Annotated in this window: 9 protein-coding genes and 2 pseudogenes; 4 read left to right on the top strand and 7 right to left on the bottom strand. The window is 37.5% G+C overall.

Annotation, left to right across the window (positions count from 1 at the left end):
• Positions 1-342: 342 nt before the first annotated feature.
• A complete protein-coding gene (locus tag NOS7107_RS02050; protein ID WP_015111326.1) occupies positions 343-1,131 on the top strand; it encodes a response regulator transcription factor in 789 nt (262 codons plus the stop codon).
• A 4-nt stretch (positions 1,132-1,135) separates the two neighbouring features.
• Here the strand turns inward: NOS7107_RS02050 and NOS7107_RS02045 are convergent, their stop codons facing one another.
• Genes NOS7107_RS02045 through NOS7107_RS02035 form a run of 3 tightly spaced genes read right to left on the bottom strand, consistent with a single transcriptional unit; the run spans position 1,136 to position 3,549 of the window.
• A complete protein-coding gene (locus NOS7107_RS02045) occupies positions 1,136-1,756 on the bottom strand; it encodes a DUF6753 family protein (protein WP_015111325.1) in 621 nt (206 codons plus the stop codon).
• A gap of 55 nt (positions 1,757-1,811) precedes the next feature.
• Positions 1,812-2,618: a hypothetical protein gene (locus NOS7107_RS02040; protein ID WP_015111324.1), complete on the bottom strand. Its 807-nt coding sequence runs from the start codon at positions 2,616-2,618 to the stop codon at positions 1,812-1,814.
• A gap of 22 nt (positions 2,619-2,640) precedes the next feature.
• The gene (locus NOS7107_RS02035) at positions 2,641-3,549 is read right to left on the bottom strand and encodes a hypothetical protein (RefSeq protein ID WP_015111323.1); all 909 of its coding nucleotides are present in this window, start codon (positions 3,547-3,549) and stop codon (positions 2,641-2,643) included.
• A gap of 314 nt (positions 3,550-3,863) precedes the next feature.
• Here NOS7107_RS02035 and NOS7107_RS02030 point away from each other — a divergent pair, with 314 nt between their 5' ends.
• Entirely contained in the window at positions 3,864-4,805 is a 942-nt protein-coding gene (locus NOS7107_RS02030) for an Rpn family recombination-promoting nuclease/putative transposase (RefSeq protein WP_015111322.1), read from the top strand.
• 68 nt (positions 4,806-4,873) lie between these two features.
• Here NOS7107_RS02030 and NOS7107_RS02025 read toward each other — a convergent pair whose 3' ends face one another.
• The 4 genes and pseudogenes from NOS7107_RS02025 to NOS7107_RS27525 form a co-directional block, all read right to left on the bottom strand.
• On the bottom strand, positions 4,874-5,191 hold the full coding sequence (locus NOS7107_RS02025; protein ID WP_253274500.1) for a hypothetical protein: 318 nt from the start codon (positions 5,189-5,191) through the stop codon (positions 4,874-4,876).
• A gap of 86 nt (positions 5,192-5,277) precedes the next feature.
• Entirely contained in the window at positions 5,278-6,414 is a 1,137-nt protein-coding gene (locus tag NOS7107_RS02020; protein ID WP_253274499.1) for a hypothetical protein, read from the bottom strand.
• 90 nt (positions 6,415-6,504) lie between these two features.
• Positions 6,505-7,689 carry a hypothetical protein gene (locus NOS7107_RS02015; RefSeq protein WP_015111320.1) on the bottom strand — a complete coding sequence of 395 codons (1,185 nt, stop codon included), beginning with the start codon at positions 7,687-7,689 and terminating at the stop codon, positions 6,505-6,507.
• 246 nt (positions 7,690-7,935) lie between these two features.
• Positions 7,936-9,448 (bottom strand): annotated as a pseudogene (locus tag NOS7107_RS27525) (ISNCY family transposase).
• 176 nt (positions 9,449-9,624) lie between these two features.
• On the opposite strand from NOS7107_RS27525, the pseudogene NOS7107_RS27520 reads away from it, so the two are divergent.
• Positions 9,625-9,768, top strand: a pseudogene (locus NOS7107_RS27520) (DUF4114 domain-containing protein); the annotation flags it as partial.
• A gap of 520 nt (positions 9,769-10,288) precedes the next feature.
• Positions 10,289-15,751: an ATP-binding sensor histidine kinase gene (locus NOS7107_RS02000; protein ID WP_015111319.1), complete on the top strand. Its 5,463-nt coding sequence runs from the start codon at positions 10,289-10,291 to the stop codon at positions 15,749-15,751.
• Positions 15,752-15,773: the final 22 nt, after the last annotated feature.

Genomic DNA, 15,773 nt, shown 5'->3' with positions numbered 1-15,773 from the left:
TCTACCTAACCCGACCAAACATAGCATTCCTATTAAAGACCAAACAACAATATTTTCTATCCATCCTAAAAGGTTATTGACATTCATAAAAAACGTTTATTACTCCCTAAATTTGATAAATACTATTAAAACTAAAACCGATCAATAAAATTGCCTAGCCAATAGATTGCTTAATGAAAACTACATAAACCATCCCATCACTTTGTAAATTTTTTAAATTTAAAAATAAAGTTTTTAAATAAGCTGATTAATTTATAGTAACTGTAAAGATTAAGAAACAGTAAAAAGTAAGTGCTATAAGTATTATTATCAGGGACAATACTAAACCAAACAGTATGTAATATGAAACCTATTAATGTTGTCATCATTGAAAATGAGAACATATCTAGGGTCGGTGCGGCGACGATATTATCTGAAACTGGTAAAATCCAGGTATGTGGCCTTGCTAAAACCGGAAAAGAAGGAATAGAAATTGTTGACCAACAAAAGCCAGATATCGTGGTGATAAATATTGATTTACCTGATATCAATGGCACTGATGTCATAAGTTTAATTAAATGCAAACACACGTCAATTAAAATAGTGGTTATGACTGCAAATAGCAGCCGAGATACCATTAACGCAGCAATTAGTCATGGCGCAGACTGCTACTACTGTAAAAATAATGCCAGAGAAGAAGTAGGAGAAAGATTCATTGAAGCAGTAATGGCTGCATACAATAATGAATCATGGATTGACCCAACTATTAATCGCATTCTGATTGATAATCTGAGGTCAAATGACACAGCCGATAGAAATTCACTAGATTTGTTAAGTGATTTCTCTAATAAAGAAATTACAGTTCTTAAATTAGCGGCTGGTGGCATGAAAAATAATGAAATTGCCAATGTCATGTATGTTTCCGAAGGTACAGTCAGGTCATATTTACATAATTCATTTATCAAGTTAGGAGTCAAAGATAGATTAAACGCTATCCGCGAAGCTATCCGCCTGGGAATCCTCAGCTTTGCAGACATGAAAATCGAAGAAGAAGTTACTCAAGAAACCCACACCAAAGTCAAAACCAACCAAAATAGTCAAAAGGATACAGCTAAAACAAGTAATAAGGGATACAAAGGCTGGGTTGCCTAGAAAATTAATCAACTGCAATTATGCAGCCACCTGAATACTTCTTCTGCTGACGGCAAGTTTTAATGATGGCAGCGTTTCTAACATAAATACTACGTGCTACCTTACCTTCATTAGATTTTGCCCAATCCAGAAGCTTTTTATCTTCGGGTTGTAAAATAACAGTTCCAGAAGCCGCCTGCTGAAAAGTCACACTTTCAGCAATAGTTTTGTATGTAAAAACACCAATTACAGATCCCAAAGCCAGTACAAAACCCAACACTCCCGCTACTTGTGCCAATCGCCAATTACTTACACCCAAGAGAGGCAATGCCCCACCAGCTTGCTTAGTCATCTTAATTAAATCCTTAGCGGCTTGGGTGATCGCACTTTTTTGTTGTTGTATTGCCACCTTAGAAGCACTATTTAACTTATCGTCCACCATGTCAGCCCAACCCACCACAAGCGAGTCAAGCCTACCAGGTAGTTGCTGCAACGCAAATTGGGTTGTACCTAGTTCGGCATATAGATTAAACAAGGGGTCATCAGGTCGAACACCCAATTTAAGTATCCAATCAGTGACCTCTGCTTTCTTTTCTTCAGAATATTCTGCAATAACTTTTTCAACAACTTTTGCAATATTGGTCATAGGTTGTTTAAATAGTTAATTTAAAACCTCACTGTCAATTTGGTAAAGCTAATACTTACCATTCTTCAGATTCAATATCTTCATTTACATCAAAATCGGAAGGATTTTGTTGATTTGTACCTACAGAAGCTAGTTCTGTACAGTTTTTACTTAGCCCTAAATAATTAGAAGCAATCACACTAGAAACAACAGAATTTTTAAAATTCTCCATCCAGTTGAATACTATCGAACGCTGAATAGTATTAAGAGGAGAGTCAGTTTCAATAAGTTGAGCATAGGGTAAACCAGTATCCTCAAGCAACTGGTAAAAGTCGTTATGCAACCCGCCCAAAACTAGCTCCAAGCCATTTAATTTTTTAATATTAGCTTGGAATCTACTACCTTCATAGTATCGAAATTGCTTGCCAAAGTAATAATTTTTGATAACAATATAGTCAACTTGACTACCAAAATGCTGGTATAAATCCTCAAGATAATCTTCAACACAGTCTTTACGATGTGATATCGGGTGCAAGAAAGTAACACGATATCCGAGATGGTTAAGATTTTCTATCAGTGAAACATCTTTATCAAAAAGCTTGAACTCTTGATGATTTTGACCTGGCATATCTGTCAAAACTACATCAATATTTGGAAACATTTCTAAGTCCAGTAATAATTTATCCGAATCGCCCCTAGACAATCCCAAATGGTTTATTTCAAAACATTTTGATTTATACATCGATAGCTTGTTACGATAACCGTGGTAGAAAACACGCGCATTGCATTTACTTTTCAAGTACAATTCCAGCAATAGCCTAGAAACTGTGGACTTACCCACACGAGCATCACCCGATGTAATTACAAAACGCTTTCCAAACATAAAAACCAAGCAACCTATTCAATTAAGCAGCTATATCTTCAGATGGTAAATTTGTATCTTGGTTTTTAGCTTTTTCTTTTTCTTCGTTTTCTCTAAGCTCTTTAGATTTTTCCACAACTGCTGGGTAGTAACAGTCATCTGGTTGTATATCAAAACCCAATAAATTAAATGCTGGCTTAATTTGCGCTTCAAACTCAGCAAGCCAAGATTTAATTCTTGACTTAATTACAATATTTGTCTCTCTATGAGTCTGACCTTCATTAAAGGTTAAAGCATGGCGGTCAAGAAAGTCATAAGACTTGTAGAATAAATCTGGCATTACAAGTTCTATTAGACCTTCTGCAAGCATATTTTGACGTAGAGAAGAGTCATTATATCGCTCAAACTTTTCTTCTTCACCATGAAACAGATTTTTGACAACAGTATAATCTACTTGGTCTTTACAAAGTTCACGAAGTTTTTCTAAAACATTGATAGAGTCAAGAACTCTACTAATGACTGAAACCATTGTCACTCGACAATTAATTTCAGTTTTTAAAACTTCAAAAAATGCAAGCTCTTTGACATAACTTTCAAAGAAACCTCCAGATTGTGCAGGTAAGTCTAATAATGTGATAGGACAATCACTCTCATCTAGATTAATTAATAAATCGTCAGCACCACCTCTATGAAAAATATCAATATAACGTATTATAGGGCGGTAATCTTTTTGAAAATACCTTTCTATCTGAGGATTCCTTAAGTCAGCCTCATAAGCAACACAGGGTAGATTTTTATTAATGTAAAGTTGAAATATTGCTCGTGTAAAGGTACTTTTACCCACGCCACCTTTATCACCTGTTATAATTATCAGTCGCTTTTGAGGTTTACCATTAGTATTGGAGGAAGTATTATTTGACATGGCTTGTTGTTCTTTATTTTTTCGGGTCATAATATTGTTTACAAAGTAACTAAACTTTGTTGTGTTAGGTTAATGTCAATCTAAATTTTTAATTTGTAAACAAAAAATTCATAAATTAAATTAATGCAATAGGTAAATCAGCAACTATATTGCTCAATAAAATTTTCCTAATTTATTTTGAATAAACTACTTTGAGTATGTAACCTATCGATTAAAAAGCCAAGCAACAAAATTCCATATTAAAACAACATTTGTTGATATGTAAATTAGTCATAAATTTTATGTCGTTTAAAGTAACTTGACTTTCAAAAAAGGCATTATGATATTTTGATTTGAAATAATCTATGAGTGAAGTAAGAGCAGATTATGATGGTGCTTGGAAGGAAGGAGTAGAACAATACTTTGAGGCGTTTCTGGCATTCTTTTTTCCAGAGATTCAAGCAGAAATTGACTGGAAACGAGGCTATAATTTTCTCGATCAAGAATTGCAGCAGTTGATGAGAGAATCTGAAATTGGTAAACAATTCGTCGATAAGCTAATCAAAGTTTGGCTAAAAGATGGAAAGGAAACTTGGTTGCTGATTCATCTCGAAATCCAAAGCCAAGTAGATACCAACTTCCCTAACCGGATGTTTTCTTACCACTACAGAATCTTTGACCGTTATAACCAAGAAGTTGTGAGCTTGGCAATTCTGGGGGATAATCAAGCCAATTGGCGACCGCAAGAATATAATTATGGTCGTTGGGGATGTCGCCTTAGTCTTCAATTTCCCATTGTGAAACTACTGGACTATGAATCTCGTTGGTCAGAATTAGAACAAAGTGATAGTCCTTTTGCTGTACTGGTGATGGCGCACCTGCGGACACAAGCCACAACTCAAGATTTAGCAGGCCGATTGCAATGGAAGTTGAGCTTAATTAAACGAATGTATGAGTTAGGCTATAGTAGAGATAAAATCCAGCAAATCTTCCGGTTGCTAGATAGATTAATGACTCTACCACCGGAGTTAGACTTAAATTTTCAAGCCGAATTAGAGCGTTTTGAGGCTGAACAGCAAATGACATACATAACAAGCGTAGAACGCATAGGTATAGCAAAAGCTACCCAGAAATATATTGCTCAAATCCTAACAATTCGATTTAAAGATGTTCCTACTGAATTAGTAGAAAAACTAAATGAATTATATGACATTGAGTTATTGAATCAATTGTTAGAAAAAGCCGTAACTACAAGTTCAATATCTGAGTTTGGGCAACAATTAAGTCAAGAAAATACAAATACATAGTGTTAAAGTTGCACGGAACGCTGGCCGTATAATCATAAATTCTAACTACCAGCTAACTTTTTTTGCTTTCAAATACAAATTAATTCTCCAATCAAATCCGCTGCTCGCTTTCCATATTTTTGCTGAATAGCGTCTCTGTACGGCAAGCAATCTTCACTTAAAAAGTCGCGGATAAATAGAGACAAATTAAATCCTCTTTTCGAGTCCACGTATTCTGCTAATTCAATATTAAACAGTGATTTAAATTCATCCTCTCTTTGTTTGAGTGCTGAATATTTAGTTAAATTGTTGGCTTGGAAGATTGGTTCAACTGCTTGATTAAACAGTTTTTCCATTAAGATATCTTTCATATTTTCTTCTATATTTTTGTACCAAATTTTACTCACAAGTATAATAACTTCTGTAAATCTGAATCACCTCTTTTTGTGCAGTTAAAGTTTAAAATACCAAACATCTTACCGCCTGATGTCCCTCATCTTTGCCAAAATTTTTCTCTCTCTAACTCCAAGGAAAATGGTAAACATCCAGGATTGGCAGTCGCCCAGTCCTTAGCTTCTGCAATTAAAGTTTCGTTACCGGAATCGAGGTAGAATTGCATTTTGGCACGTTGCTCTAAGCGATCGCGTTCTTGAGTGCTGAGAATATGTCCCGTGATTACGCAGTATTGGCGCACCTTAGCCTTAGCTTGGGTTAAAGCCATTAGCCGTAGTTTTGTCGCTCGCTTGAGTTCCTCGATGCGGTAGGAATCATCAGCAGTCTCGTCACCAACAGATGCACCGTGCAAGCCATTGTTGGCGTTTTGGAGTGGTTGTTCTAGTGGAACCGCAGCAGGTATCGAAACTACACCCAGCCCGTTATCCTTCGTATTAGATAAGTTTTGATTATCAACTTTTGACAACGTGCCGGAGCTACAGAGGTATATAAAATCCTGATCAGAACTGAATTCATTTGATTGTAAAATACTTGTATGAACTGAATTCTCTAATTGATTGCTGGTTTTATTTAAATTAATTTCAGCTGTATTGGAAGAATTTATGAATTCAAGATTTTCCGCAGGCTGGACGACAGCTGAGTCTTGCTGAAAAACATCGGGTTGTTCAACTACCTCTGCTGACGCCAGCCCTTGAAGGGCTATAGCAGCAGGAGGTAAACACTTACAAAAAACCTTCATATAAAAGGAATGAACGTAATTACTTATTCCACAAGGATTTTGAGTATCGTGTTTTACAAATGAGCTTTGAAATTCGTAAAATTGCCCGTTCTCTTTTGATTGATAAGGGTTTGAGCTATTTTCTGCCCAAGGGTCTAAAATGTAGCGTGTGGGATGCCACAAATGTAAGTGCTTTTGTAGAGTCTCTTGGGAAATAGTTTTGTTAAAGCGGCGTTTATACTCAGCACGTATAGCTTTTGCCCGTTCAGTAGCCCCTGCTGGTAACCCACTACCCCACTCTATTGCTGTTACTACTATCTGGATGCGTCTTTGGGCTTGTTGACTACGTTCCCAGTTCTGCTGGTGGCGACGGTCAAATAAAATTACGTTATCTTTGGGTTGATCAATCCTACTAACACCTGCTATGGCTTCTGCAAATGTGTTGGCGAATGTACCCAACAGCCGTTCGGGATAACTAACGTAGGCAATCTATTAGGTAACGTTAAATTGTGGGATAAATTCTCTGCTAGATTAACTGCTCACAGCTACCTATGCAGCACGAATATTATCCTTTTTTCTATTTGTAGACATTTCCATTGCTTGCATTTGGCTCTTATAGTCCTCCCAAGTTTTTTCAAATACGTCAGACTCATACATCCGCAATAAAACCTCCTCTTTATCAGTTAAATTTGGGAGTTTTAATAATTCAGCTAAAGATACCTGAACAGGAAAAACATCCCTAAATTTTTCCATTAAGTGAAGAATTCTTGCTCTCTGTTCAGCAGATGGTTCATCTTGCAACTCCGCATCAGTCTGTCGCGGGCGCAGATTCACAATTTCTAGGTTCATATTTACTAAATTCCTCAATCCAAACACAACAAATTCATTAGTTATACCAATAACACGCCCCACGATTTCCAACTCTGGCCGCAGTCTTTCCTTAAATTGATATACTTGACCAATTTGGAAACGCCGAAACGGATTGCGATCGCCATTCCGCATCCAAGCGATACCATCACTTATACTACCTATCTCGTCTGCTTCAATCAGGTCTATCACCTGGTCACAGATATCTTGATTGCAAACGAACTTGTACGCTGCATCAATACTTCGGTTAAATTCCGCCTCCAGTGCAACAACTGCCTTATATTTTTGCAGATCCCTTAATTGAGAAATATATTTAAATACTTTCTTGCCCTTGTGATAACTGCCAACACTTATCCTTAGATTCTCTGAAACCTCCTGAATCACAGGTTTACCCTTATTTAATTGAGTTTTATTCTCATCTATCGAAGTGTTCAAATTTGAATACTTCGATTCATTCAAACGACGGGCGCTTTCCCGTTGTCTTTCTTTCGCTTGGGGACGAAGTACGCTCTCCCAGTACTGCCCTTCGTGAAATTTTTGGTAATGAGTCTTTCCGCCTTCCCGGTGGAGATTAAAGTCAAGCACTAATTTCAAATCTTCTTCAGGCGAACTAGACTCGACAAATTCTACTTTCACAGCAGAAATTCCCAACTGGCGGGCTATCTGCAAACGACACTTGCCTGCTAAAACCACATTTACACCAGTGCGTGCAGATACCTTTAAGGATTCCAAAATCCCTTTTTCTGAGATACTTTTTTCCAAAGCGGGACGATTCTCATTTTCACCGTATATTTCTATCAGCTTCGGATGAACTACCAACTCCGTAGGAGAAATATATACAATTGCCGGACTATGCACCTCAGACATATTGATACTCCGGGTCACAAATTGCCTAAAAAAGATAAGTTCAATTTTGAAAAGCTTAAGCAGAAAGTAGAAAAACTCAAGCAGCAGGACTGATGGCACTTTCTACAGTGAAAGTGATATTTTTAAAAAAATAATTAATTTTTGTAAATGATGAACAATTAATTATCAAACAATCTCCCGAAGAGAATTTTCGCAGTAGAAAACTATTATTATTAACCCATTTAAAACCTAGCGTGGCAAAACTTACTAGAGAAGACGACTCTCTAAATTAGCCAAGTAACCCTTGGGGTCTCTGCGAAATCGATATTGTTCAATTCTGGCTTTGTGGTGTTTTTGCAATTGAGAGCGTAATTCGAGCCAAGTATGAATATCAACTTGTGCTAAATCAGATGCGGTAAAAGAATGAAGCTTAGTAGCGATGTCTACGACGGGCTACGCCTACGCACAGGCAAGTTTGACAGAACCACGAATAACGAGGGATGAGGGGGCAACCTTACGAGCAGTACAACGACGTTGATAATGACGTAGCATACCAAAAGCATTTTCTAAGTCATTATTAGTTCGGGGAAAATCTTCAATTTCGTAACAATGAAAAAGTCCAGACCAGTAGTTATGGGTAGTTTTTATAAAGTTATCGATTGCGGTATTGAGTGTACCAGCTTTCTGTTTTTGTTGGGACATTTCTCTTAATAGTTCCTGATAACTTTGTTTAACTCCAGCAGCATCAAGACCTATTTTATTATTGAGAATATTACTAGCCTTATCAACCCATTGATATGCAACTATAACAGGTGAAAATAAAGATGCAGTCGCAGATAAACCTTTAGCTATCAGGTGTTTTAGGTTGACTAAAGGTGGTGGTAAAGCACTTTTTTTCCATCCGTTCTAAGCTTTGTTCTATCAAAGTCAAATTTTCTTGTAACTTTAATCCAGATGCTTCTAACGGTGGATGACCATCATTGGTTATAGAACTACGTACTGCCGAGCAATAATCTTCAATAATGTTTGCCAAATCCTTATCTTCATTGGTAACACTACGTTCAATGTCTCGTAATCCTCTAACTTTTTTCTTTAATTCCTTTTTTGCATGTCGATCCGCCTCATATATGGGAATAATAGCTTCCTTCAGGTAATGATAATGACATAAACCATGAGCAATACTAGGTAATGCTAACCTAACAGCTTTGCGAATTGATTGTTGTCCATCACTAACAACGCCATCAATTGGTACATTTAGGGTATTAGTTACTTCTAATAATAACGCCACTAAATCTTCGTTTCTTGATGATAATAAGGTTTTAGCAAGTATTATTTCTCCTGATAAGCAATCTCGAATTACCCATAATACTTCATGTCCAATTTCTGGCTGCATTCCATCAATAGCTAATATCACCCGTCCTTGATTAGCCACTATTGCTTTTAACCTTTTATGATCTTTTAGCCATAAAGAAAGTAATTCGTCATATCTGTCAATTAGGTGCGTAACCGTTCGTTGACTTATACATATACCCTTTAATTCGAGGTGAGTGTGTATTTGGGGAACACTTCTATGTTCCTGGTAGCGTAATGCTCCTATATAAGCAATCACATCCAAACCAAATTCGTTCTGTGGTAGAGCGAGTGACCCTTCTCGCTCTGGTCGATATGCTTTTTTATACCGCATACATGACTTATTTTGACATCGACGAATTTTTAGCTGTAGTTCTACTACCCCATTTAATGTTCTTATATGTCGAGGATTATTGTATTCATTCCACATTGCTTCCCCGCACGAGGGGCATTTTTTTTGAACACAATCGAGTACTTCAAACGATGTTGCCTCTGGTTTTAAACTTTTTCTTGCCAAGTTTTTGCACCATTATTTCGCTACAAGGTCAAGATTACAGGATTTCCGCTCTTCTCTAGTAAGTTTTGCCACGCTAGGTTTTCTTTACGTTTTTAGGTGCCAACTCTGACAAGTCTCAGCATGTGCGGATATTAGGTGATAACACTTTTGGTTTTGAAGATTTAGTTGGTGGCGACAATGATTTCAATGATGTCATTGTCAAGATTGGTTTGACTGCTCCAACACCAAACTAGTATCGAATTTACGCACAAAGGTTATTTGTTGAAATTGGATAAGGGTATGAGATGAGGCTGGTTCGGTTTGAGGGAAGTCGCTGGACTTTTTCCTCTTGGGATGGCTTGAGAGACAATTGAAATTGAATTGGGTGCGGCTCTTTATCTTCCTAAAAGAGCCGCACCCAATTAATTTATGCAGAAACTTCTTCTGGGGAGAGAACCCATAACCTTTTCGATAGTGGATAGGGAATTTATCTATGCGTCTAGGTTCTCTGGAATTATTCTTGCTCTCGTAAAAAATATTGCAGCTAATCTCAAGAGGTTTATGGTATGTCTGTAAAGAAACTTGTATTGGTAAACACATACTTAATTCAGTAAAAATGTGTACCAATTCTCTAGCAATTTACGCTTAACGATTATCTCTATAGGGATTAGTGTTCTTAGCGGTTGTTGATTGATGACTGTAACTATTTTGGCAGTACTGATAAATATTTTTTACGTATGGGAATACTAAATCTGAGATTTAAGATTTGGTATTATGCTAAGTATTCCCGGATATCGGTTAGGTAAAGAACTTTACAATGGCTCTAAGACCTTGGTTTATCGGGCTGTTCGAGAAAGTGATTGTTCATCCTTAATTATTAAACTGCTGAAAAATCCTTATCCTAGCTTTAGCGAACTAGTGCAGTTTCGGAATCAATACACCATTGCCAAAAATCTCAACTATCCTGAAATCATCCAAACCTACAGCCTGGAAACCTATCAAAATGGCTATGGGTTAGTGATGGAAGATTTTGGAGGAATTTCTCTGCAAGAATGGAGAGTAGGGGTAAGTGGAGAATTTCTGAGGGAATTTTTACATATAGCGATCGCTATGTGCAATTGCTTAGAGATACTTTACCGAGAGCGAATTATTCATAAAGATATTAAACCCAGCAATATTTTAATTAATCCTGAAACCAAACAAGTTAAATTAATTGACTTTAGTATTGCATCTTTGTTACCGCGAGAAACTCATACTGTTCTGAATCCTAATGTAATAGAAGGTACACTAGCTTATATTTCCCCAGAACAAACAGGGAGAATGAACCGAGGAATTGACTACAGAACTGATTTTTATTCTTTAGGTGTCACTTTTTACGAGTTACTTACAGGAGAGTTACCCTTTCGGTCAGATGATGCAATGGAGTTGTTACATTGTCATATTGCCAAGGTAGCGCCTTTAGTAGATAAAATTAATCCCCAAATCCCGGCTGTATTATCAGAAATCATCAACAAATTGATGGCAAAAAATGCCGAAGACCGCTATCAAAGTTCATTAGGACTCAAAACAGATTTACAAAATTGTTTATATCAACTCAAATCAACAGGTGAAATTCATAGCTTCCTAATTGCCCAAAGAGATGTGTGCGATCGCTTTATTATTCCTGATAAACTCTATGGCAGAGAACTAGAAGTAGAAATTCTGCTCAAAGCATTTGGCAGAGTTAGTGCTGGCGCAACGGAAATGGTCTTGGTTGCTGGATTTTCTGGTATTGGTAAAACCGCTGTTGTCAACGAAGTGCATAAACCGATTGTGCGCCAACGCGGTTATTTTATCAAAGGTAAATATGACCAATTTCAACGGAATATTCCTTTTAGTGCCTTTGTGCAAGCATTTAGAGATTTAATGGGGCAATTGTTAACCGAAAGTGATACACAGATTCAGCAATGGAAAACCCAAATATTAGATGCCGTTGGCGAAAATGGACAAGTAATTATTGAAGTTATCCCTGAATTAGCCAGAATTATTGGAGAACAACCAGCAGCAGTAGAATTATTCGGTACCGCAGCCCAAAATCGTTTTAATTTATTATTTCAAAAATTCACTCAAGTTTTTACCAGTCCAGACCATCCCCTAGTGATATTTTTAGACGATTTGCAATGGGCAGATTCAGCATCATTAAATTTAATGCAAATATTAATGGCTGATACAAATTATCTTTTGTTGATTGGTGCTTATAGAGATAACGAAGTTCATCCAGGGCATCGTTTGATATTAACTCTAAATGAAATCCAAGAAAAACAGATACCAATTAATACAATTACTTTAGCTGCACTGGGTCAGGAAACAATAAATCAATTAGTTGCTGATACTCTAAAATGTGCTGCAAATTTGCCAAAAAATCTTTCTCAATTAATATACCAAAAAACCCAAGGAAACCCATTTTTTACAACCCAATTTCTCAAAGCATTATATCAAGATCATCTAATTAAATTTGATTTGGATTTAGGCTGTTGGCAATGCGACATTACCCAAATCGCCACTCAAGCGATTACAGATGATGTTGTAACTTTTATGAGTTGGCAACTGCGAAAATTACCACAATCAACTCAACAAGTGTTGCAGTTAGCTGCTTGCATTGGTAACTCTTTTGATTTAGCAACCTTGGCAATTGTTTCGCAGCAATCAGAAATTGAGACGGCGGCTGCTTTGTGGAAAGCTTTACAAGAAGGATTGATTCTACCAATTAATAATATTTATAAATTTTATCACCCGGTGTCATTGGTCAACGGTGATTTTTCATCTGTAGACGAACTGCAACAAACAACCAATGACCAAGACCAAATGACCGTTTTTTATAAATTTTTACATGATCGAGTACAGCAAGCAGCCTATTGCCTAATTCCTGATGATCAAAAACAGGCAACTCACTTGCAAATTGGTCAATTACTCCAGGCACAAGTCTCGGAATATGAGCAAGAAGAAAAACTGTTTGATATTGTCGGGCATTTCAATCAAGGAAGAGGATTAATCACCCAAACAAGCGATCGCCAAACCCTCGCCCAACTAAACTTCAAAGCTGGCGAAAAAGCGAAAACAGCTACTGCATACAGCGCCGCCACCATTTATTTACAAATTGCGATCGCCCTTTTAGAGCCAGATTGCTGGCAAACCCAGTATGAATTAACCTCAAACCTATATGTAGCAGCGGCCGAAGCCAGTTATTTAAATGGTGATTTTGATGGGATGGAAAAATTTGCTGCACTGGTATTGCAGCAAGCCAAAACTATTCTTGACAAAGTGAAAATCTATGAAATTCAAATTGCCGCCCAAACATCTAGAAGCCAAATGTTAGCGGCGATCGCAGTCGGTAGAGAGGCTCTAGGGCAGTTGGGCGTAGAATTCCCGACAGAACTAGACGAACTTCATCTTCAAAAAGCCTTAGCAGAGGTGAATCAGCAACTAGATGGCAAAGAAATTGCCAAACTAATTGACTTACCCCAGATGAGTGAATCTACAGCGCAAGCCGCAATGGAACTGTTAGGAATGTTATTTGCACCAGTATTTTTGGGCAATCCGAGTTTACTACCATTGCTAGGCGCAACAATGGTGCGCTTGTCTATCCAGTTTGGTAATGCTCCTGCCTCGACGGTAGGATATGTGACTCAGGGTGTAGTACTGTGTTCCTTTTTGGGCGAGGTTGAAACAGGCTATGAATTTGGTCAATTAGCACTCTCGCTACTAGAGAAGTTGAATGCTCAAAGCCGAAAATGCTGTACTCTCACCCTGTTTAGCTGTTTCATTCAACATCGCCGACAACCACCTTTGCCAATTTTTTCCACTCTAAAAGAAGCCTATAGAACTGGTATGGAAACTGGTGATTTTCTCTATGCTGGCTACAGCATAGTAATTTACGCCTTTACTTCCCTGTTCATGGGTGTAAATCTGGACACATTGGTACTGGAGTTTCCTACTTACAGTCCTGTCTTGGCTCAAGTGAAACAAGATTCAGCGCATATTTATTTAGATATGATGCAGCAAACAGTTGAGCAATTGAGAGAAACAGTCAGTCAACCAGATCGTTTAATTGGTAAGGTCTATGATGAAACTGTGATGCTACCGAAGCACCAAAAAGATAATGATCTCACAGGAATTGCCTTTGTTTACATTTACAAACTGCTGCTTGCCTACTCTTATGGCAATTATGGGAATGCTCTCGACTACATTACCCAAATTCAACCCTATTTAATGGCATTATCTGGATTAATTCATATTCCTATTTTCCATTTCTACACTGCCCTTACCCACTTAGCAATCATTACCACACAACCAGAATCAGAGCAAAGTAAAATTCTCATGGAGGTAGAAACCCATCAAACAACTCTGCACCAATGGGCGCAATCTGCTCCAATGAATCATCTGCATAAATGGCATTTAGTGGAGGCAGAAAAGTGTCGAGTTTGCGGTAAAAAATTAGCAGCAATAGAACATTATGATCGCGCCATTGCTCTTGCCAAAGACAATCAAATTCTCAACGATGAAGCCTTAGCTAATGAACTAGCGGCTAAATTTTATCTTGCTTGGGGCAAACCAAAAATCGCTCAAATTTACATGATTGATGCGTATTACTGTTATGCACGTTGGGGAGCCAAAGCTAAAATAATCGATTTAGAAAGCCGCTATCCCCTACTAATGCTGACAATTCTGCACAAACAGCAAGTATCTTTGAACCCAACAGAAACGATTATTTCCACATCTTTTGAGACATTTGATAATTCCAGTTTTAATCAAGCTAGTATTTCAAACAGCCTCGATTTGTCCAGCATTCTCCAAGTTTCCCAATCGCTATCCAGTGAAATTGAGTTAGAGAAATTACTCTCCACTTTACTTGATGTCATACTCAAAAATGCCGGAGCCGATAAATGTGCATTGCTCATGCCAAAAGGCAATGCCTGGTTCATTGAAGCACTTTGCCAACTAGGACAACCTACCATTGTTTTGCGATCGCTGCCCTTTGAAGATCATCAAACAGTACCCGTTAGCCTGATAAATCAGGTGAAAAATACCCATTTCTTAGCTGTAATTGAGAATGCAGCCACCGAAAAAACCCTAGCGGCTGATCCATATATATTGCAATATTCACCCAAGAGTCTTCTTTGTGCGCCAATTCTCAATCAAGGTAAATTGATTGGCATTTTATATTTAGAAAATAACCTGACAGTGGGAGCATTTACGCGCGATCGCCGAGAAATTTTGCATTTATTAATTTCTCAAACTGCTATCTCCTTGGAAAATGCGCGGTTATACGCTCAATTAGAAGATAGAGTCAAAGAACGTACCCAAGAATTAAACAAAAAAAATGAGCAACTGCAAACAACTTTAAAAGAATTACATCGTACCCAAACACAAATGGTGCAAAGTGAAAAAATGTCAGCGTTGGGACAATTGGTAGCTGGCATTGCCCACGAAATTAACAACCCAATTACCTTTATACATGGCAATCTCAATTACATTCATCAATATACACAAGACCTATTGCAGATATTAAATGCCTATCAATTTCACTATCCCCATCCGCCACAATCTCTGCAAGCAGAAATAGACAATATAGAATTTAACTTCTTAAAAGATGATTTACCTAATATTCTCAAATCAATGAATATGGGTTCTGAGCGCATTCGCCAAATGGTTTTATCTTTACGCAGCTTTTCTCGTTTAGATGAATCAGAATATAAAGCGGTGAATCTGCATGAGGGTATTGATAACACCTTAATCATGTTGCAATATCGACTGCAAGCACAGCCTGAACGTCCGGCCATTAACATCATTAAGGAATATGGGGAGCTACCGTTAGTAGAATGCTACGCCAGAGAAATTAACCAGGTATTTATCAATTTGATTGTAAATGCGATCGATGCCCTAGAACAAAGTAATCAGGATCGCAGTTTACCAGAAATCACCGCCAACCCAAATCAGATTCTAATTCGTACTACGAAAACCGACCAAAACCAAGTAAAAATTATCATCGCCGATAACGGCATCGGTATTCCAGAACAGATCCAATCTCGTCTATTCGATCCTTTTTTCACTACTAAACCTGTAGGGAAAGGTACAGGTTTAGGTTTATCAATTAGCCATCAAGTTATCACTGAGAAACATGGTGGTTCAATTCACCTCAATTCTGTATTAGGTCAAGGAACAGAATTCATCGTTACCTTACCCATTAAAGCCGATTAACATCCTCCCGTTTCGAGATACT

The sequence above is a fragment of the Nostoc sp. PCC 7107 genome (assembly GCF_000316625.1).
Taxonomy (GTDB): domain Bacteria; phylum Cyanobacteriota; class Cyanobacteriia; order Cyanobacteriales; family Nostocaceae; genus Nostoc_B.
The sequence above is the reverse complement of the archived record's forward strand: the minus strand, read 5'-3'. Positions and strand labels throughout refer to the sequence as shown.